The 19,569-nt window shown below is 72.3% G+C and carries 21 protein-coding genes; 15 read left to right on the top strand and 6 right to left on the bottom strand.

What is annotated here, in order from left to right; all coding sequences use genetic code 11:
* Positions 1-42 precede the first annotated feature (42 nt).
* The 3 genes from ACIRDU_RS24855 to ACIRDU_RS24845 all read left to right on the top strand — a co-directional run bounded on the left by ACIRDU_RS24855 (position 43) and on the right by ACIRDU_RS24845 (position 5,162).
* Positions 43-1,800, top strand: a complete 1,758-nt coding sequence (locus tag ACIRDU_RS24855; RefSeq protein WP_403582798.1) for a tetratricopeptide repeat protein — start codon at positions 43-45, stop codon at positions 1,798-1,800.
* Positions 1,797-3,404, top strand: a complete 1,608-nt coding sequence (locus ACIRDU_RS24850; RefSeq protein WP_403582796.1) for a nickel transporter — start codon at positions 1,797-1,799, stop codon at positions 3,402-3,404. Before ACIRDU_RS24855 ends, ACIRDU_RS24850 begins: the two co-directional genes overlap by 4 nt.
* A gap of 114 nt (positions 3,405-3,518) precedes the next feature.
* On the top strand, positions 3,519-5,162 hold the full coding sequence (locus ACIRDU_RS24845; protein ID WP_403582793.1) for a serine/threonine-protein kinase: 1,644 nt from the start codon (positions 3,519-3,521) through the stop codon (positions 5,160-5,162).
* Between the two features lie 4 nt (positions 5,163-5,166).
* Here ACIRDU_RS24845 and ACIRDU_RS24840 read toward each other — a convergent pair whose 3' ends face one another.
* Positions 5,167-5,973: an SGNH/GDSL hydrolase family protein gene (locus ACIRDU_RS24840; protein WP_403582790.1), complete on the bottom strand. Its 807-nt coding sequence runs from the start codon at positions 5,971-5,973 to the stop codon at positions 5,167-5,169.
* Positions 5,974-6,310: 337 nt separating this feature from the next.
* On the opposite strand from ACIRDU_RS24840, the gene ACIRDU_RS24835 reads away from it, so the two are divergent.
* The 7 genes from ACIRDU_RS24835 to ACIRDU_RS24805 all read left to right on the top strand — a co-directional run bounded on the left by ACIRDU_RS24835 (position 6,311) and on the right by ACIRDU_RS24805 (position 13,140).
* Complete coding sequence (locus ACIRDU_RS24835) at positions 6,311-7,516, top strand: S8 family peptidase (RefSeq protein ID WP_403582787.1); 1,206 nt, start codon at positions 6,311-6,313, stop codon at positions 7,514-7,516.
* Positions 7,517-7,994: 478 nt separating this feature from the next.
* Positions 7,995-8,816: a glycosyltransferase family 2 protein gene (locus ACIRDU_RS24830; RefSeq protein WP_403582785.1), complete on the top strand. Its 822-nt coding sequence runs from the start codon at positions 7,995-7,997 to the stop codon at positions 8,814-8,816.
* Entirely contained in the window at positions 8,813-9,811 is a 999-nt protein-coding gene (locus tag ACIRDU_RS24825) for a glycosyltransferase family 2 protein (protein WP_403582782.1), read from the top strand. The genes ACIRDU_RS24830 and ACIRDU_RS24825 overlap by 4 nt, the downstream gene beginning before the upstream one ends.
* Positions 9,804-10,604 (top strand): polysaccharide deacetylase family protein, encoded by an 801-nt coding sequence (locus ACIRDU_RS24820; protein ID WP_403582780.1) that lies wholly within the window; start codon positions 9,804-9,806, stop codon positions 10,602-10,604. Before ACIRDU_RS24825 ends, ACIRDU_RS24820 begins: the two co-directional genes overlap by 8 nt.
* A gap of 75 nt (positions 10,605-10,679) precedes the next feature.
* Positions 10,680-11,774, top strand: coding sequence for a DUF5925 domain-containing protein (locus tag ACIRDU_RS24815; protein ID WP_403582777.1), 1,095 nt, complete (start codon positions 10,680-10,682; stop codon positions 11,772-11,774).
* 112 nt (positions 11,775-11,886) lie between these two features.
* Entirely contained in the window at positions 11,887-12,282 is a 396-nt protein-coding gene (locus tag ACIRDU_RS24810) for a hypothetical protein (protein ID WP_403582774.1), read from the top strand.
* 81 nt (positions 12,283-12,363) lie between these two features.
* On the top strand, positions 12,364-13,140 hold the full coding sequence (locus tag ACIRDU_RS24805; protein WP_403582772.1) for a DUF72 domain-containing protein: 777 nt from the start codon (positions 12,364-12,366) through the stop codon (positions 13,138-13,140).
* A gap of 13 nt (positions 13,141-13,153) precedes the next feature.
* On the opposite strand, the gene ACIRDU_RS24800 is transcribed toward ACIRDU_RS24805, so the two are convergent.
* Positions 13,154-13,522, bottom strand: a complete 369-nt coding sequence (locus ACIRDU_RS24800) for a GntR family transcriptional regulator (protein ID WP_403582770.1) — start codon at positions 13,520-13,522, stop codon at positions 13,154-13,156.
* Between the two features lie 71 nt (positions 13,523-13,593).
* Here ACIRDU_RS24800 and ACIRDU_RS24795 point away from each other — a divergent pair, with 71 nt between their 5' ends.
* Positions 13,594-14,523 carry a GNAT family N-acetyltransferase gene (locus ACIRDU_RS24795; RefSeq protein WP_403582767.1) on the top strand — a complete coding sequence of 310 codons (930 nt, stop codon included), beginning with the start codon at positions 13,594-13,596 and terminating at the stop codon, positions 14,521-14,523.
* Positions 14,504-15,004 (top strand): DUF402 domain-containing protein, encoded by a 501-nt coding sequence (locus ACIRDU_RS24790; protein ID WP_403582764.1) that lies wholly within the window; start codon positions 14,504-14,506, stop codon positions 15,002-15,004. Before ACIRDU_RS24795 ends, ACIRDU_RS24790 begins: the two co-directional genes overlap by 20 nt.
* On the opposite strand, the gene ACIRDU_RS24785 is transcribed toward ACIRDU_RS24790, so the two are convergent.
* Positions 14,963-15,595, bottom strand: coding sequence for a class I SAM-dependent methyltransferase (locus ACIRDU_RS24785; RefSeq protein ID WP_403582761.1), 633 nt, complete (start codon positions 15,593-15,595; stop codon positions 14,963-14,965). The genes ACIRDU_RS24790 and ACIRDU_RS24785 overlap by 42 nt on opposite strands.
* A 138-nt stretch (positions 15,596-15,733) precedes the next feature.
* Here ACIRDU_RS24785 and ACIRDU_RS24780 point away from each other — a divergent pair, with 138 nt between their 5' ends.
* Positions 15,734-15,868 (top strand): hypothetical protein, encoded by a 135-nt coding sequence (locus ACIRDU_RS24780; protein ID WP_107308287.1) that lies wholly within the window; start codon positions 15,734-15,736, stop codon positions 15,866-15,868.
* Between the two features lie 29 nt (positions 15,869-15,897).
* Here the strand turns inward: ACIRDU_RS24780 and ACIRDU_RS24775 are convergent, their stop codons facing one another.
* Positions 15,898-16,347: a GNAT family N-acetyltransferase gene (locus ACIRDU_RS24775; protein WP_403582759.1), complete on the bottom strand. Its 450-nt coding sequence runs from the start codon at positions 16,345-16,347 to the stop codon at positions 15,898-15,900.
* A 182-nt stretch (positions 16,348-16,529) separates the two neighbouring features.
* Between ACIRDU_RS24775 and ACIRDU_RS24770 the strand changes: the two genes are divergently transcribed.
* A complete protein-coding gene (locus ACIRDU_RS24770; protein WP_403582756.1) occupies positions 16,530-17,531 on the top strand; it encodes a lytic polysaccharide monooxygenase in 1,002 nt (333 codons plus the stop codon).
* Between the two features lie 93 nt (positions 17,532-17,624).
* Here ACIRDU_RS24770 and ACIRDU_RS24765 read toward each other — a convergent pair whose 3' ends face one another.
* Both ACIRDU_RS24765 and ACIRDU_RS24760 read right to left on the bottom strand, forming a co-directional pair.
* A complete protein-coding gene (locus ACIRDU_RS24765; RefSeq protein WP_403582752.1) occupies positions 17,625-18,485 on the bottom strand; it encodes an esterase/lipase family protein in 861 nt (286 codons plus the stop codon).
* 172 nt (positions 18,486-18,657) lie between these two features.
* On the bottom strand, positions 18,658-19,104 hold the full coding sequence (locus ACIRDU_RS24760; RefSeq protein WP_403582750.1) for a MarR family winged helix-turn-helix transcriptional regulator: 447 nt from the start codon (positions 19,102-19,104) through the stop codon (positions 18,658-18,660).
* Between the two features lie 79 nt (positions 19,105-19,183).
* Here ACIRDU_RS24760 and ACIRDU_RS24755 point away from each other — a divergent pair, with 79 nt between their 5' ends.
* On the top strand, positions 19,184-19,558 hold the full coding sequence (locus ACIRDU_RS24755) for a cupin domain-containing protein (protein WP_403582747.1): 375 nt from the start codon (positions 19,184-19,186) through the stop codon (positions 19,556-19,558).
* The last annotated feature ends 11 nt before the right edge of the window (positions 19,559-19,569 follow it).

The raw sequence follows: 19,569 nt of genomic DNA, 5'->3' as shown, positions 1-19,569 counted from the left end.
GCCGCCGACCCCCGCACCAGCACATCCGACCGAGGAGAGGTCATGCCTCCGCGTACGACCGACAGCACACCGCAGAGGCGCGACGACGACCGAGCGCCGTCGACGGCCCCGGAGCCTGAGATCACCGGGGAGCGGGACGGGGGTTCGGGTCCGGCCGCCGGCGCGGGGGCCGAGCCGACCGGGTCGCGGGGTACGGCGGCCGGGACGACCGGGTCCGGCCAGGACCGGCCCGCCGCCGGGAGCACGGAGACCGGCGGAGCCGAGGCCCGGACGGACACCGCCCGCGGGGGAACCGGCGCAGCCGAGGACCCGGCCGGGTCCCGCGGTGGAGACCGGCCTGACACCGGCACCGGACTGCCTGATGCCCGTCCCTCCGAGGGCGACACCGGCGTCGAGCGTCCGGCGGGGGACGACGGCGTCGGTCCGCGGGCTGCGGCGGTGCGGCGGGCCGCCGACGGGGGGCGGCGGTGGCGGGCCCTGCATCTGACCGGGTGTGCCGTGCTGCTGGCCGTCGCGGTGACCGGTGGGGCCATCGCGGTCGGGGGTGCGCGGGACCGCGGGGCCGGCGTCGCCGCCGTGTCCGCGGCCGGGGCGCTGTCGCCCGGCGATCTCGCCCGGGGGGACCTCGACGCGGGCATCGCGTCCCTGCAGAAGCATCTCCGGGCCCAGCCGAGGGACTTCGGCAGCTGGGCCACTCTCGGCGTCGCCTACGTCGAGCAGGCCCGGACCAACGGCGACCCCTCCCGGTACCCGCAGGCCGAGCGCGCCCTGAAGCGGTCCCTCGGACTGGAGCCGGGCAACGACCAGGCCCTGGCCGGGCGGGCCGCCCTCGCCGCCGCCCGGCACGACTTCCCGGGCGCCCTGACGTACGCCGACCGGGCCCTGAAGCAGAACCCCTACAACGAACGCGCCCTGTGCACCCGTATCGACGCCCTCGTCGAACTCGGCCGGTACGACGACGCCGCCGAGGCCGCGGACACCGCCGACGACAGGCGCCCCGGCGTACCCGTCTTCACGCGGTACGCGTACGTGCGCGAGCTGCGCGGCGACGTCCGCACGGCGCGTGCCGTACTGGAGCGCGCCCTGGAATCCGCACACGCGCCCGCGGACGTCGCGTACGTCGCCACCGCCCTAGGGCAACTCGCCTGGAACCAGGGCGACTACGAGACCGCCCTCGGCCACTACGCCCGTGCCCTCGCCGCCGACGACGCCTACCTGCCCGCCCTGGAGGGCCGCGCCCGCGCCCAGGCCGCGAGCGGCGACCGGGCGGCCGCCGTGCGGGGGCTGGAGCAGGTCGTCGCCCGTTTCCCGCTGCCCGGCCCGCTCGTCGCCCTCGGCGAGCTGTACGAGGACCGCGGCGCCGACGGCGACCGGGCGAAGGCCGGCGACCAGTACGCGCTCGTCGACGCCTGGACGTCCCTCGCCCGCGCCGGCGGGGTCAACGCCGACCTGGACACGGCCATGGCCGCCGCCGACCACGGCGACAAGAAGGAGGCCCTGCGCGCAGCCCGCGCCGAGTGGGACCGCCGCCACAGCGTGCACACCGCCGACGCCCTCGCCTGGGCCCTGCACGTCAACGGCCGCGACGAGGAAGCGCTGCCGTACGCCCGCCGGGCCACCGCCACCGGCTACCGCAGCGCCGCCTTCCTCTACCACCGCGGCGTCATCGAACGTGCCACCGGCGACACGCGCGAGGCACGCGCGCATCTCGAGGCCGCGCTGGACCTGAACCCCGGCTTCTCGCCCCTCGGCGCGCGCGAGGCCCGTACCGCACTCAAGGACCTGGAGGGGAACCGGTGACCCTGCGCCGGCTGTTCGCGTCCGGCGCCGCCGTCCTCACGGCCGCCTGCGCGCTCACCCTGCTGCCCGCCGCCACGGCGAGCGCCCACCCGCTGGGCAACTTCACCGTCAACCGCTACGACGGCCTGGTCGCCGCCCCCGGTGAACTTCGGGTCCACCACGTCGAGGACCTCGCCGAGATCCCGGCGACCCAGGCGGGGCCGGACATCGAACGGCTGGGCATCGCCATGTGGGCCCGCGAGCGGTGCGCCACGGCCGCCGAGGACAGCCGCGCGAGCGTCGACGGACGCGAGGTCGCCCTCACCGCCGAGCGCAGCCACGCGCGCGTGCGGCCCGGGCAGGCGGGGCTCGACACCCTCCGGGTGGAGTGCGAGCTGACCGCTCCGCTCCCGGCGGACGAGAAGACCGTGTCCCTCGGCTTCCGCGGCGCCGGTGCCTCCACCGGCCCGGGCTGGCGGGAGATCACGGCCCGCGGCGACCGTATGACGCTCGCCGCGTCGGATGTGCCGGAGAAGTCGATATCGGCCGAACTGACCAGCTACCCCGAGGAGTTGCTGTCCTCCCCGGCCGACACCGCGTCGGCCGCCCTGCGGGTGCGCCCCGGCGGAGCCGCCCTCAGCGAGGAGGAGTCGGACGCCCCCGCGGCCTCCGTCCTCCCGCGCGGCGCGGACCGCTGGACACGTGCCCTGGACGACCTGGTCGCCCGGCAGGACCTCACCGCCGGCTTCGCCGCGCTGGCCCTCCTCATCGCCGTCGTCCTGGGTGCGATGCACGCGCTCGCCCCGGGCCACGGCAAGACCATCATGGCCGCGACGGCGGCGGCCCGGGGCGGCCGGGCCCGGATGAAGGACGTCCTGCCCATGGCCGCCTCGGTGACGGTCACCCACACCCTGGGCGTGGTCGCCCTGGGCCTGCTGGTCACGGCCGGCTCGGCGGCGGCGCCCTCGGTGCTCGCATGGCTCGGCGTCGCCAGCGGCCTGCTGGTGACCCTGGCGGGGGCGAGCCTGGTCCGCCGCGCCCTGCGCAACCGTGCGCACACCCATCCGCACGGCCCTCATCACGGCCACGGAAGCCACACCCACGACCACGACAGCCACCACCATGGCCACGCGCACGACCACCGAGATCACCACGACCACGACCACGACCACGACCACGACCACGACCACCCGCACGATCACAGCCACCCCCACCCCCACCCCCACCCCCACGCGATCGAGCACACCCACGGGGGTTCCACGCACAGCCACCCCGTCGCGCCCACCCTCCGCGGCACGATCCTCATGGGCTTCGCGGGCGGGCTCGTGCCCAGCCCGTCCGCCGTGGTGGTGCTGGTCGGCGCCGCGGCCCTCGGGCAGGCCTGGTTCGGTCTGCTGCTCGTCGTCGCGTACGGCGTAGGACTGGCGCTCACCCTCACGGCCGCCGGGTACGCCGTCGTCAAGGCGGGCAGCGGCATGACCCGGCTGCTGGACCGGCGCCCCCGCTGGACGGCGGGCCCGATGGCGGCCCTGGTACGCCGGACCGCGCCGCTCGGCTCGGCCTTCGCCGTGGTGGTCCTCGGGGCCGGACTCGTCTTCAAGGGGGCGGCATCCGCACTCGGCTGAGTTACGTTCGTGAAGCATCGGACGTCAGGAGAACAGCGGACGTCGTGAGGAAATCCGACCTCATGGGGAAAACACACCTCATGGAGATTTCGCCCGGCTGCGAATGGGGGCGCCGTGTTCGAAGAACCGGGCCATGAGCGTGTGATCGCGGGCCGCTACCGGCTCCTGGCACCGCTCGGCGAGGGCGGTATGGGCACCGTGTGGCGCGCCCGCGACGAGGTGCTGCACCGCGAGGTCGCCGTCAAGGAGGTGCGCGCACCGGCCGGGCTGGCGGGCGACGACGTGCAGCGGATGTACGCCCGGCTGGAGCGGGAGGCGTGGGCGGCGGCCCGGGTCGCCAATCGCAACGTGGTGACGGTGTACGACGTGGCGACGGACGACGGCCGGCCGTGGATCGTCATGGAACTGGTCCGCGGCCTCTCCCTGGCGGAGGTCCTGGACGCCGAGGGCCCGATGTCACCGCAGCGGGCCGCGCACATCGGCGCCGAGGTGCTGGCCGCGCTGCGGGCCGCGCACGAGGCCGGGGTGCTGCACCGGGACGTGAAGCCGGCCAACGTGCTGATCTCGAACGACGGCCGGATCGTGCTCACCGACTTCGGCATCGCCATGGTCGAGGGCAGCTCCGCGCTGACCATGACCGGAGAGGTCATCGGCTCGCCCGAGTTCCTCGCCCCGGAGCGGGCGCTCGGCCGTACACCCGGCCCGGAGTCCGACCTGTGGTCGCTCGGGGTGCTGCTGTACGCGGCGGTCGAGGGCCACTCCCCCTTCCGGCACGACACGCCGCTGAGCACGCTGCGGGCGATCGTCGACGAGGAACTGCCGCCGCCGTACCGGGCCGGTCCGCTCGCCCCGGTGATCGAGGGACTGCTGCGCAAGGATCCCGAGCAGCGGCTGCCTCCCGAGCGGGCCGAGCATGATCTGCGGGTCGTCGCCGCGGGCGGCTCGCCGCGCGCGGACACCACGCGGGCGGTTCCGTTCCCGCCCACGGTCGCCGGTCGTCCCGAGCCCGCTCCCACGCCCCCGATGCCGTTCCCGGGTCGGTCGCCGGCGTCCGGTTCGACTGCGGCCACGACGGCCACCGGCCGGGACCGGGACCGCCGGGCCGGTCGGGTGCTGGTCGCGGGCGTGATCGCGCTGGCGCTCGCGGTGGGCGGGCTGACGTACGCGCTGCTGAACAAGGGGGACGGTTCCGGCGGCAACGACCAGGGGGCCGGGGAGAGTACGCCCACCGCGACCAAGAGCCCGCCGCGGAACACCGGAACCGAGAAGTCGAGCCCGTCGCCGACCCCGAGCAGGACCAAGGAGAGCAGTCCGCCGCCGCAGTCGGTGCGGGTCGCCCTGGAGGGCCGGCGCACGGACTACTCGGGGACGTGTCCGCCGCCCGACGCCCAGGCGCCCGAGTTCACGGCGACGCTCACGGTGGGCCGGCTGCCGGCCGAGGTGAGCTACCGCTGGGTGACGCGGGACGGCCAGGTACTCGACGGGGGCTGGAAGACGCTGTCGTTCGCGGAGGGCGGCGGCCGTTCGAAGCAGGACACGGTGCGGGTGACGACCGAGGCGGAGACCGGGACGTTCGAGAACGAGATCAGCGTCGAGGTACGGGAGCCGGTGCGTGCCACGTCCGACTCGGTGCCGTTCTCGGTGACCTGCGAGACGGAGACCCCGACGGGCGGGGCCTCCCCTTCTCCTTCCGGCACGGACCCGGACCCGGGCTCGGACCCGGACTCGGACTCGAATTCGGACTCGGACTCCGGCTGAGCGGTCAGTCGTTGCTGTTGAGCACGGGCAGATAGCCGCCCGACTGGCCGGGTGCCTTCGGGTGGTACGACTCGCCGATGTTGAGCCAGCTGACGCTGTGCAGCCAGGAGTCGCCGGAGCAGATCTCGTGGCCGGTGAAGGTGGTGCGTACGTCACCGAAGACGAAGCCGTGGTTCGCGGCGCGCTTGGCGATGGCGGTGTTGAGGTGGTCGGAGGCGTCGTTGATGGCCTTGCGCTTGGTCTCGGACAGGCCGAGACAGGTGGCGCCGAGCTGGTAGAAGCGGGGGTAGCCGAGGACGACGACCCGGGCGGTGGGGGCCTTGGAGCGGATGGCCGAGTACACGCCGTCGAGCTTGCCGGGGAGCGTGGAGTCGACGTAGGCCCGGGCGGTGTTGATGCGGGAGACGCAGGAGCTGTCGGACTGGGTCACGCAGGTCGTCATGACGTCGGCGAATCCGGCGTCGTTGCCCCCGATGCTGATCGAGACGAGGGCGGTGGAGGCGCTGAGCGGGGCGAGCTGACCCGCCAGAACATCACCCGTTCGGGCGCCCGAGCAGGCCGTGAAGTCGAAGGTCGCGGGTGAGTGGGCGGCGGCCCAGAGGTAGGGATAGGCCTTCGTGCTGCGCTTGCAGTCGCCGCTGGAGCTGATGTAGCTGCCGGCTCCGACTCCGGAGGAGTAGGAGTCACCGAGCGCCACATAGCCGCCCGTTGCGGCGAGTGAGGACGCCTGCGCCGTCGCTGCCCCGGTGAGGGCGGTGCCGACGGCGAGGAGGAGCGAGCTCACGAGGACGACAAGTCGGGAACGTCTCATGGAACCTCCCTTTAGCAGGATCTCTGCCATAACCGTCGTAGCAGCTACGCGTGTTGACAGGAAGTGTCCATGCCAAGTCTTTTCCGCCGTTCCCCGGATGCTTGGCGCGTTCACCACGTCTCTTGTTACGCGCCGGGCTTCTCTTGTTACGTGCCCATGACAGCTTTGTTGACTGATGCTCAACTCCCTTGTTCTACGCCGGTAGTTGGTCGACGCTTTACTTCGGCCGGGAGCGGAACGCGACGCTCCCCGGCTCGTGTGCGCGAGCACGCGCACATCCCCCACATGACGCGCGCCCCACCCAGGCGTGCGCCGCCTAGAGGAGGACTCCCTCGTAATGGCACAACTGCGTAGCAAGAGACTCGGGTTCGCCGCACTCACCTCGCTGGCGACCGCCGCCCTCGTGGGCGGGCTCACCACCCTTCCCGCCCAGGCCGCACCCGCCGAGGGCCGGGTGCTCGCCGCGGACTCGCCGACCGCGATCAAGGACAGCTACCTCGTCACGCTCAAGAAGAGCGCGGGCCTGAAGGCGTCCTCGGCCGCGGGGAAGGGCCTGGTGAAGGAGTACGGCGGCTCGGTCGAAAAAACGTTCGGCAAGGCGCTGAACGGCTACTCCGCCACCCTCTCCGCCACCGAGGCCCGGCGGCTCGCCGCCGACCCGGCGGTGGCCTCCGTCGAGCAGAACCAGCGCGTCACGCTCGCCGCCACCCAGACCAACGCCCCCTGGGGCCTGGACCGCATCGACCAGGCCTCGCTCCCGCTCTCCGGCACCTACACCTACCCGGACAGCGCGGGCAGCGGGGTGACGGTCTATGTGATCGACACCGGTGTGCGCATCACCCATCAGCAGATCAGCGGCCGTGCCGCACACGGTTACGACGCCGTCGACGGCGACACCAACGCCTCCGACGGCAACGGCCACGGCACCCATGTGGCCACCACCATCGCGGGCTCCACCTACGGCGTCGCCAAGAAGGCGAAGATCGTGGGTGTGCGGGTGCTGAACAACAGCGGCTCCGGCACCACGGCCGGTGTGATCGCGGGCATCGACTGGGTGACGAAGAACCACTCCGGCCCCTCGGTGGCCAACATGTCGCTCGGCGGCGGCGCCTCCGCCACCCTGGACACGGCGGTCCGCAACTCCATAGCCAGCGGCGTCACGTACGCCGTCGCCGCGGGCAACAGCAGCACCTCCGCCTCCTCGTCCTCCCCGGCCCGGGTCGCCGAGGCGATCACGGTCGGGGCCACCACGAGCACGGACGCCAAGGCGAGCTACTCCAACTACGGCTCCGCCCTGGACATCTTCGCGCCCGGCTCGTCGATCACGGCCGGCTGGCACACCAGTGACACCGCGACCAACACCATCTCCGGCACCTCGATGGCGACCCCGCACGTCGCGGGCGCGGCGGCGGTCTACCTGGCGGGCCACACCTCGTCCACCCCGGCCCAGGTCGCCTCGGCCCTGGTGAACGGTGCCGTCACCGGCAAGGTCACCGGCGCGGGTTCGGGCTCGCCGAACCGGCTGCTGCAGATCGTGGGGTGACAACCCCCCGCACCGACATCTGAACACCTGTTCCCCGGAGGCCCTGATCGCCTCCGGGGAACGCATGTTTATGGGACGGGAACGTGCAACTTGCGTCGCACAAGAGGTCTGTCGCAACGCCCAAACCAACAAAAACGTGAGGGGCCGTTCCAGGTCTTGCCATACGGGTTCAATCGTCAATACCGTCATACATCTCACCCGCATCGGTCTGTCAGTACGCGGCTCCAGGGGAGGGCTCAGGGACCGCGACGTACCGGCGCGGGGCGCGGTAGGGGGGTGCCGTGCTCGGTGATCACAACTGTCTCCGGGCCGTGCCGCGCGGTCGGCTGCCGTTTTCGTGGCCGGCCAGATTTGCCAGCTCACCCGGCGTGCCCGAAGCTCCATCTCGGCGTGCCACGGGTGATAACCCCCCTTTCGAACCGGACTGGATCCGGACTGCCCTGGGGGGGCGGTCCACCGGACGAGAGGGACCAGACTCATGAGTTCCGTACTGCAGCCGGCCGCGACGGACCCGCATCCGCCGACCGCCGGGAAGTACCGGCCCGTCTCCTCGCACCTGGCGATAGCGCCGCCGGTGAGCGTGGTCATCCCGGCCATGAACGAGGCGGAGAACCTTCCGTACGTCTTCAAGACCCTGCCCGACTGGATACACGAAGTGGTCCTGGTCGACGGCAACTCCACCGACAACACCGTCGAGGTGGCCCGCGAGCTGTGGCCCGAGGTCAAGGTCGTCGAGCAGCGCGGCAAGGGCAAGGGCGACGCCCTGATCACCGGCTTCCAGGCCTGCACCGGCGACATCATCGTGATGATCGACGCGGACGGCTCGGCGGACGGCGGGGAAATCCTCTCCTACGTCTCCGCGCTGGTCTCCGGCGCGGACTTCGCCAAGGGCTCCCGCTTCGCCAACGGCGGCGGCACCGACGACATGACCTTCATCCGCAAGCTCGGCAACTGGGCGCTGTGCACGGCCGTCAACCGCAAGTTCGGCGCCCGCTACACCGACCTGTGCTACGGCTACAACGCGTTCTGGCGGCATTGCCTCGACAAGATCGACCTCGACTGCACCGGCTTCGAGGTCGAGACGCTGATGAACATCCGGGTCGTCAAGGCCGGGCTCAAGGTGCAGGAGATCCCGAGCTACGAGTATCTGCGCATCCACGGCGTCAGCAATCTGCGGGCCGTGCGGGACGGGCTGCGCGTGCTGCGAGTGATCGTGCAGGAGCGCTCCAACCGCCGTGCGCTGCGTCGCCGTTCGTCCCAGTCGTCGATGCCGGCCGCGATGCGGGGAGAGGTGTCTTGAGCGGTCCCGGCATCTCCGTCGTGATCTGCGCGTACACCGAGGACCGCTGGGAGGACATCCTCGCGGCGGTCTCCTCGGTCCGCGCGCAGTCACGGCCGGCCCTGGAGACGCTGCTGGTCGTCGATCACAACGAGACGCTCCGGGAGCGTCTGGCCAAGGAGTACAAAGAGGCCTCCGACGGCGCTGCGGTGCGGGTGCTCGCCAACGCGGGCCCTCGCGGGCTGTCCGCCGGCCGCAACACCGGCATCGCCGCGGCCCGCGGCGAGATCGTGGCCTTCCTCGACGACGACGCCGTGGCCGAGCGCGACTGGCTGCGGCACTTCGCCGAGGCGTACACCGACCCGCGGGTGATGGCGGTCGGCGGGCGTACGGTGCCGGTCTGGGCGTCGGGGCGGCGGCCCCGCTGGTTCCCGGAGGAGTTCGACTGGGTGGTGGGCTGCACCTACCGGGGCCTGCCGCGCGGCCGGGTGCGGGTACGCAACGTGCTCGGTGGCAACGCCTCCTTCCGCCGCAGCGCCTTCGACGCGGCGGGCGGCTTCGCCACCGGCATCGGCCGGGACGGCGACAAACGCCCGCTGGGCTGCGAGGAGACGGAACTGTGCATCCGCCTCAGCCGCGCCCGGCCTGACGCGGTGCTGCTGATCGACGACCGGGCGGTGATCCATCACCGGGTGCCCGAGATCCGGGAGCACTTCCGCTACTTCCGCACCCGCACCTACGCCGAGGGCCTGTCCAAGGCCCTGGTCGCCCGGAGCGTCGGCACCGACAAGGGCCTGGAGTCCGAGCGCCGGTACACCACCAGGGTCCTGCCGGCCGGGGTGGCCCGGGGTCTGAGGGACGCCCTGCTGGCCCGGCCGGGCGGCGCGGGACGGGCCGGGGCGATCGTGGCCGGGGTGCTGACGGCGGCGGGCGGTTACGTCGTCGGCAGCGTCCGGGCGCGCCGGGGCGGCACCACGTTCTCGGTGCCGGACGTGGAGGTGGCGGCCCGTGAGTGACGCCCGCGTACCGATCCTCATGTACCACGCGGTCGCGACCGACCCCAACGAGGCGACCCGCGCCCTGTCCGTCACCCCTGAGGCGTTCGCCGAGCAGATGGCGGTGCTCGCCGACCGGGGCCTCACCCCGGTCACCACGGCCCGATTGGCGGCGGGCTGGCGCTCCGGCCGTCCGCTGCCCGAGCGGCCGGTGCTCATCACCTTCGACGACGGCTACGAGGGCGTGCACCGGCACGCCCTCCCCGCGCTCGCCAAACACGGCTTCCCGGCCACCCTGTTCGTCTCGACCGGGTGGCTCAGGGGGCCGTACGACACCGGGGGCGGCCTGGACACCATGCTGGACTGGGACCAGGTCCGCGAACTCGCGGCGGGGGGCGTCGAGATCGGCGGGCACAGTCACAGCCACCCGCAGCTCGACCAGGTCTCCGACGCCACGCTGCGGTTCGAGCTGATCCACTGCAAGGAGATCGTCTCGGACCAACTGGGCGCCGTCCCGGCCTCGTTCGCCTACCCCTACGGCTACTCCAGCCGCCGGGTCCGGCAGGCGGTGCGCGAGACGGGCTACGCCCAGGCCCTCGCCGTCGGCAACGGCCTCGCGCGCCGGGCGCAGGGGCCGTACGCGCTGCGGCGGGTGACGGTGCGCCGCAGCACGGGCATCGAGGAGTTCGAGCGGGTCATCGAGGGCCGCGCGATCGCCCGTACGTTCGCCAGGGACCGTGCCCTGACCAAGGGGTACGCCGTCGTGCGCAGGACCCGGCAGGCACGTCGGCTGGTCTCCCGCTCCGGGGGCTGACCTGCGCAGGGGCAACATGCCGCGTGCACCGGGAAACAGGGTGCACGCGGCGTCCCCGTGCCGGATCATGGCGGCATGTCTGGTAACCCGCACGAGGCGCTGCCGATCCGGCTCAACGTCGACGACTCCGACTCCCCGTCCGACGTCGTCGACGCGCTGTTCCTCGGCCGCTTCGCGACGGGCGAGCAGCCGTACTCCCACGCGGTGAACATCGACCGCGTACGGTCCGGGGCGACGCTGATGCCGTCCGGCGCGCGGGTGCTGCGCGTCGCACGGGACGACGACCGCAGCGCGACCCTCGCCGAGGGCGACGGCTGGACGCTGCTGGTCTCCCGCTGGAACCGGGGCGCCGACGTCACGGTGACGGCGACCAGCGAGGAGCTGGCGAAGAAGGTTCTCGACCAGGCCACGGACGGCGCGGCGGACGAGCCCGAACCGCAGCCGGAGAACGTCACGATGGGGTTCTGGTACGTCTCCCCGCGCCGCGGCCCGCACCGCACCACCCGCCAGATCGCGGCGGGCACCTGGGAAGAGGTCCGGCCCAACTACACCGCGCCGGTGGCGGACGCCATGGACCGCCTGATGAAGACGACCCCCGAGGACATCGCGGGCCGTCTCCTGCTGCTGCACGGCCCGCCGGGCACCGGCAAGACGTCGGCGCTGCGCACGCTGGCCCGTTCCTGGCGCGACTGGTGCCAGGTGGACTGCGTCCTCGACCCCGAGCGGCTCTTCTCCGACGTCGGCTACCTCATGGACATCGCCATCGGCGAGGAGGACGCGACGGGCAAGGGCCGCTGGCGGCTGCTGCTCCTGGAGGACTGCGACGAGCTGATCCGCGGTGAGGCCAAGCACACGGCGGGCCAGGCGCTGTCGAGGCTGCTGAACCTGACGGACGGACTGCTCGGCCAGGGCCGCAACGTCCTGGTCGGGGTCACGACCAACGAGGACCTGGAGCGCCTGCACCCGGCCGTGGTGCGCCCCGGCCGCTGCCTCGCCCGGATCGAGGTCGGTCCGCTGGCCCGCTCCGAGGCGGTGAACTGGCTGGGCCGGGAGGACGGCATCGGCCGCGAGGGCGCGACGCTGGCGGAGCTGTACGCGCTGCGCCGGGGCACGTCTCCGACGTCCCTGCCGGAGCCGCGCGGGGGCGTCGACGCGGGGCTGTATCTGTAGCGGGGCCACCCGCCGGATTTGCTCACAACCGCTTCTCACCTCCCTGTTACCCGGGCGTGCCAAGGTGGGGGCGGAGCGACGCCGAGCTCCGCATGGACCAGGGAGGCCTCTGATGGCGCACACGGCGCCCACCGTGTTCAGCGAACCCACCCACCGCGTCGCACGCTGGGTCCTGCCCGTCGTGCTCGGTGTCGTCTACGGCAACTGGGTCGCGGTGAACCGGCGTCACGGTGGTCCGATCACCGGACCGGATGTGGCGTCGGGTGTGTGGAGCGCGTTCGCCTTCACGGCCCTCTGCATCGCCGTGGTCCAGGTGACCCGGCGCCTCAGGCGCGACCTCCACGCCCTGCACGCCCTGCTCCGGGCCGCCTTCGCCGGGGTCGCACTGGGCTTCCTCTACAGCCAGACCGGCGACGACCTCCGTCCGGTCGTCATCACCACGCTGCTGGTCACGGCAGCCCTCTTCCTGCTGCTGTTCTACCGCTTCCACACGCGCACCGACGCGTAGCGGGGCCGCCCGCAGGACCGGGCCGCCCCTGCCCGCCGTCCAGGGCCTGTGGTGCTTCGACAGGGATGCTTTGATAGGGATATGACCCTGTTCGTCGGCACGTCCGGGTGGCAGTACAAGGACTGGCGGGATGTCCTGTACCCGTCCGGGCTGCCGATGCGGCTCTGGCTGGAGGAGTATGCGGGGCACTTCGCCACCGTCGAGATCAACAACGCCTTCTACCGGCTGCCGGCCCGGGAGACCTTCGAGGACTGGCGGGGGCGGGTGCCGGGGGACTTCACCGTCGCGGTCAAGGCGAGCCGCTATCTGACCCACATCAAGCGGCTCAAGGAGCCCGAGGAGCCGGTGCACCGCCTGATGAGCCATGCGGCGGGCCTCGGGGACCGCCTCGGCCCGGTCCTGCTCCAGCTCCCGCCCACCCTGCGCGCCGACCCGGCCCTGCTGGACGCGTGCCTGGCCTGCTTCCCGGCTTCGACCCGGGTCGCGGTCGAGCCGCGCCACGACTCCTGGTGGACACCGGAGGTCCGCCGCGTCCTGGAGTCCCGGCGCGCCGCCCTGTGCTGGGCCGACATCCTGGCCCGCCCGGTCACGCCGCTGTGGCGCACCACCGACTGGGGCTACGTCCGCTTCCACCAGGGCCGCGCCCGGCCCTGGCCCCGCTACGGCCGCCGCTCCCTCGCCACCTGGCTCGACCGGATCGCCACGACCTGGCCCGGCGGCGAGGACGTCTACGCGTACTTCAACAACGACCCGGGCGGCGCCGCGGTGGAGGACGCGATGGCGTTCGCACGGGTGGGGAGGTCGGCGGGGCTGGACATCACACGGACACCGGAGCGTCTGACGCAGCGGTCCGGTTAGGGCACGGGGCGCTCTACTCCCCGTAAGCCGCCCGCAGGGCGTCCCGGACCGCGGCGAGGGCGGCGTCCTCGCCCAGCCCGAGCCTCCTGGCCCGCTCCGCATAGGCCTGTGCGGCCGAGGCCAGCTCGCGGTCCGCCGCGGAGCCGGCGGCGGCCACGAACGTGCCGTTGCGGCCCCGCGTCTCGATCACCCCGTCCGCCTCCAGCGCCCGGTACGCCTTGGCGACCGTGTTGGCGGCGAGGCCCAGCGACTCGGCCAGCCCCCGCACGGTCGGCAGCCGATAACCCACCGGCAGCGCACCCGACCGCGCCTGCTCGGAGATCCGCGCCCGCACCTGCTCGTAGGGCGGAGCACTGTCGTCGATGTCGATCTTCAAGGTCACAGGCCGATTGTCGCGCACCCGGCGGAAAATGAGAGGCACCCCGGACGGGTCCACGCGTAGCGTGCGCCTCCATGACCATGATCGTGCGCGACCTGCGTCCCGACGTCCGAGCCGACGCCGAGGGGTTCTCCGACACCCGCCGCCTCGCCCTGCCCTACATGCTGTCCACGCCCGAGTCCGTGGTGCACACCCTGACGCACGCCCATCCGGACGCCCACTTCGGCCAGCTGATGGCCGAGGAGGACGGCGAGATCATCGGCACGGCCCAGATCAGCGTCGCCCACGACAGCCCGGAGCCCGGCCAGGGCTCCGCCAACATCTATGTGCGCCCCGACCGCAGGCAGCGCGGCGCCGGTTCGCTGCTGCTGCGCACCGCCGAGGAGCGCCTCGCGGGGCTGGGCGTGCGGAAGCTGTTCGCCTGGGTGCTGGACGAGCCGGCCAACCACGCCTTCGCCGAGCGGAACGGCTTCCGGGCCAGCCGTTCCGCGTACTTCCTGCGCCTGGACCTGGCGGGCGGCACACTGCCGCCCCGCCAGGAGCCGCCGGCCGGCGTGGAACTGCGCACGGCCACCGACTTCGCGGACGACCCGCGCCCGATCTTCGAACTGGACGCGGCGACGACGTCGGACGAACCGAGCGACATCGACGTCGAGTTCACGGACTACGAGGCCTGGCTGGAAGAGAACTGGAAGCACCCGCTCCTGAACCGCGACCTGACCACGGTCGCCGTCGTCGACGGCCGTCCCGCCGCCTTCAGCGTGGCGTACACCGACGGCGACTCCCGCTATGCCACCGCCATGACCGGCACCGCCCGGGAATTCCGCGGCCGGGGCCTGGCGAAGCTCGCCAAGAACGACTCCCTGCACCGCGCCCGCGCGGCGGGGTACACGGAGGCGTTCACCGGCAACGACACGGGAAACGAACCGATGATCGCCATCAACACGTGGTTCGGCTACGACATCTGCGCGAAGGAAGTGCGTTATGTCCGAGAACTCGCCTGACCGGGCCCCGCAGCTGGACGTCGTACTCGTCAAGGCGGGCCGCACGAAGATCCGTTACCGGGGCGAACTGCTGTCGGACGACGGCACGCGGGTCGCGGTCCACGCTCCGTGGGCGGGTTCCGCCGTCCGGGACTTCGGCTTCGTCCGCTTCGAGTCCGGGGACGTCTTCACGGAGTACTACTGGCGCGACCGCTGGTACGCGATCAAGGAGGTCCGCTCCGCCACGGGCGCGCTGAAGGGCTGGTACTGCGACATCACCCGCCCCGCCGTGCGCTCCGGGCCGGAGCTGGTCGTGGAGGATCTGGACCTGGATCTGTGGCGCTCCGCGGACGGCACGGACGTACGACGCCTGGACGAGGACGAGTTCGCCGAGAGCGGCCTCGCCGAGACGGACCCGGAGGCCGCACGGGCCGCCCTGGCCGCGCTCGACGAACTGGAGTCACTCGCCCGTGGCGGCGACTTCACCGCGCTCCTGGCCTGACGTCCGGACCTGCGCGATCACCGCGTACCGCTCGTCCGTCACCTCCTTGCCCCACAGCGACGGATCGCCCGACAGCCGCTCCAGGCGCACCTGCCCGGCGATCGGGGTGAGGAGGCCGGTGAGCCGCTCCGCCGGTATGCCGACGGGGTCGGCGCTTCCCCACACGCCCTCGACCAGCACCAGCCGCCCGCCCGGCCGCAGCAGCCCGCGCCAGCGCCTGAGGACGCGGCCGGGGTCGGGCAGGGCCCACAGGACATGCCGGACGAGCACGGCGTCGTAGCGCTCCTCCCCGACCGGCGGTGACGCGGCGTCTCCGACGAGGAACACCGCGTCACGTCCGGCCAGTTTCTCCCTGGCGAGCGTCACCATCGCCGGGGAGAGGTCCACCCCCGTCACCCGGTGCCCCTGCTCGGACGCGAGGAGTGACAGGCTTCCGGTGCCGCAGCCGAGATCCAGGATGTCTCCCGCCCGCGCGGGCAGCCAGCCGCGCAGCCGCCCGGCCCAGGCACGGCGCACCTCGGGATCGCGCAGGCCGTGGTCCGGCTCCTCGTCGAAGGAGGCGGCCTCGGCGTCCCAGTCCACGTTCGTCATGAGCCCAAGAGTGACACCCGCCACTGACACTCGAATCGTGACTGCCGCCACTGACAGACCGGGAGCGATGAGTAACTCTCCCCCGAAAGGTCTACCCCCGTGAGAACGCGGAACCCGGTAGACCCTAAGGAGGCAGCCATGCGCCGTGTGACCGTGCAGAAGCCCCTGAAGAAGACGGACGTCCGCCGGGTCCGCGACGAGGCCGACGAGCGCCCCGCGGGACGCCCCGAGGTCCGCAAGGACATCGCACGCACCTGGTGGCCGGACGCCTGAACGGCCGGTGCCGATCATGAGACGCACGCTCAGAGCAGCCACTTGCGGTAGTGCACGCGGTCGTAGGGCCCGTCCGCGCGGCGTTCCACCAGTTCGTAGCCGTATCTCGGATAGATCTTCTGGTTCTCCCACATCAGCGCGTTCGTGTAGAGCCTGACCTCGGGCAGCCCCAGCGCACGCGCGTGTGCGTCCACGAACCGCAGAAGCCGTCGCCCGACGCCCCCGCCGTGCGCGGTGGGGTGGACGGCGATGGTGTCGAGGAAGAGGTGGTCCTCGAACGCCTCCACCACGACGAGCCCGGTCACGGGATCACCCGTCACGAACACCTTGCCCGCGGCCACGTTCGCCGCGTGGTCCTCCTCCATGGGCTGCGGCACCCGCCCGATGCGTTCGATGTAGGGGCGGAAGGCCGCGTCGATCACGTCCGCGACGACCGGTACGTCGGCGGCCCCGGCCGGCCGGATCTCCTCGTCTGCCATGCCGTGACGGTACCTACCTGATGCCAGTCCGAACACTCCCTTAAGCGGGCCATAAGGATCTCCTCCACCCGCCCTCAGCAGGCGATTTCCCGGTTTTCAGCGGCTAGCTTCGGGACCACCCCACGGGATCCGGCCCACCAGGGCCCGGACCTGTCCCATGAACCGTTCCGAGGAGTTCCCGCATGCCCGCACGCCGCAAGGCAGTCACCGTCGCCGCCGTCGGCGGCCTGCCGCTCGCCCTGACCGCGCTGACCGCCGGCCCGGCCGCCGCGCACGGCTCGATGGGCGACCCGGTCAGCCGGATCTCACAGTGCTACGCCGAAGGCCCCGAGAGCCCGAGGTCGGCCGCGTGCAAGGCGGCGGTCGCGGCCGGCGGCACCCAGGCCCTCTACGACTGGAACGGCATCCGCATCGGCGACGCGGGCGGCCGGCACCAGCAGCTCATCCCGGACGGCAAGCTGTGCAGCGCGAACAACGAGCAGTTCAGGGGCCTCGACCTGGCCCGCGCCGACTGGCCCGCGACCAGCGTGCGCAGCGGCTCGCACACCTTCAAGTACCGCGTGACCGCGCCTCACAAGGGCACCTTCAAGGTCTACCTCACCAAGCCCGGATACGACCCGGCCAAGCCGCTCGCGTGGAAGGACCTGGATCTCGCGAAGCCGGTCGCGACGTCCACCGACCCGGCCGCCACCGGCGGTTTCTACACCTTCTCCGGCACCCTGCCCCAGCGCTCCGGCAAGCACCTGCTGTACGCCGTGTGGCAGCGGTCGGACAGCCCGGAGGCCTTCTACTCCTGCTCGGACGTCAGCTTCGGCGGCGCCGGCGGCGCGGCAGGCGGCGCCGCCCCGGCCCCGTCCGCCTCCGCTCCCAGCGAGCAGCAGATCGAGGAGGGCAACGACAAGTCGACGATCGAGCACCACGGACACGGCGACGACGACCCGAGCACCTCGGCGGAACCGGCCGCGGCCCCGAAGGAGAGCACGGCGGACCGGCCGAAGGCCGCCGCACCGGCGCCCAACCGGCCGAAGGCGGCCGGTGCCACCGAGAACCTCGCCGAGACCGGCGGCGACAGCAGCACCACCCGTCTCGCGATCGGTGGCGCGGCCACGCTGGCGCTCGGCTCGACGGCCCTCTTCCTGTCGGCCCGGCGCCGGACGGTGAGCGCCGGACGACACGGCAGCTGACCCTCACCGCCCCCTGACCCGGGGCCTGTCCGGCGGCTCAGGCCGGGCAGGCCCCGAAACGTTTCTTTGGCACGTGTCCATGGATGACACGTGTCATTCGAAGGCCGATGCACAGGTGGTGGGCCTGGCCCGCCCCGGATCGAGGGCGTTGGCCACCTCGTGGAAGGCGACCCGGTCGAGCAGCCCGACGGCCACGTGCTCGGACAGGTCGACGGGGCACAGGTCCTGGAGCAGGACGTTGCGCACGCCCGGCCCGCTCAGGTACTGGCTGCGCCAGGGCGTGACCACCTCGTCGTACCGGGTGGCGATGACGGTGTAGCGCACGCCGGGCACGGTGTCACCGCCCGCGTTGAGCTTGGCGAGGAAGGCGGAGCCGGTCACCTGGTCGGCGAGGGCGGGGGTGTTCTTCGACAGCAGGTCCGCGGCGCCCGGGAAGTACGGCAGCAGGTGGGTGAAGCCGTTCAGGTCGGTGCCGTGGTTGCTGGGCGCGATGCCGACCAGGGCGTTCACCTTGGCGGCTCCGCCGAGGAACTTCACGTACCAGCGGGGCATCATGCCGCCCTGCGAGTGCCCGACGACGTCGGTCTCGGAGGCGCCGGTGGCCGCGAGAACCTTGTCCACGAAGTCCTTCAGCTGTCCGGCGGACTTCTCGACGGGGCCGAGGCCGTGGAAGAAGGGGACGCCCTCGAGCTGTCCGTAGTCCAGCGAGAAGACGCAGTAGCCGCGGACCGTCAAGTAGGGGGCGAGGCCCAGCCAGTTGTCGACGGAGTTCCCGAGGGTGCCGTGGACCAGGACGACGGGGCGGGGGTGGGCGGCGGACGGCTTGCAGGAGTAGTCGTTCCAGCCGGAGCTCGGGGCGGTGGAGGCCTGGGCGGTGGTGGCGGGGACGGTGACGGCCGCGGCGGTCAGCAGCAGCGCGGCCAGGGGTCTGAGCGCTCGTTTCCAGGGCAGCATCGGGTGATCTCCTTGCGGCTCAAGGGGGGTGCGACGGCACTACGCCCTGTGATCCGGATCACGAGGATGCTGTTCATTCGTCAAGTTACGGGCGAGTAGTCAAACTGGGAAGTTACGCGTCAGTAAAAACTTCCAGTGGTAACCGGCGCAGAGGATCCCGCCTGACCCCCTCTCACCAGGCAGGCCGAATGGGCCCCCGAGGAGCGATCCGCAGCAACTGCTCCCGCAGTACGCGCAGCTCCCCCTCCCCCAGCACCGCACCCCACTCCCGCACCGCCTCGGCGGCCGCCTCCTCCGCGGCCCGCGTGCAGTCCCAGCCCCGCCCGGTCAGCACGACCAGCCGCGCCCGCGCGTCGCCGGGGTGCGGCCGCCGCTCGGCGTACCCCTTGCGCACCATCTCGTCGACGAGTTGGCTCGCGGCCTGCTTGGTCACCCCGAGGTGGACGGCGAGGTCGGTGACTGTCGCGCCGTCCGGAGCGAGCCGCGCGAAGGCGAAGCCGTGAGCGGGCCGCACCCCCTCGAAGCCGCGAGCGATCACGCCTTCGTGGATGCGTTGCGTGAGCCCGCCGGCGGCGGCGAGCAGGACGGCGGACAGGGCCATGGCCTCGGAGTTCTGCACGCATGCATTGAAACACCCTTGACGTGATGGTCAAGCAGCTTGACCATATAGTCAAGCAGCTTGACCACTTGGAGGCCTCATGCCCATCGTCCGTTCGTCCGAAGCCGTCACCCACGAGATCCACGGCGCCCGATTCGTCTCGTACGCCACCCCGGGCAGCGGCAGCAAGGAGCTGTGCGCCTGGCGCGGTGAGATCCCGGCCGGCCTCAAGGCACCCGCGCACACGGTCAGCCGGGAGGAGATCTTCCACCTGCTCGACGGCGAACTGCTGATCACCCTCGACGGCCGCACCGAGCGGATCGCCGCGGGCGACACGGTGATCATCAACCCCGGTGCCACCCTGACCGTCGAGAACCCGACCGACCGGACCGCGTACTCCTGGGTCACCACCTCGATCGGCCTGGAGGCACGGCTGGCCGACGGCACCCGCATCGCGCCGCCGTGGGCCAACTGACGTCACGCGGA

Source organism: Streptomyces sp. NPDC093598 (assembly GCF_044764825.1).
In the GTDB taxonomy this organism is placed as follows: domain Bacteria; phylum Actinomycetota; class Actinomycetes; order Streptomycetales; family Streptomycetaceae; genus Streptomyces.
This window is presented reverse-complemented; position numbering and strand designations above follow the sequence as displayed.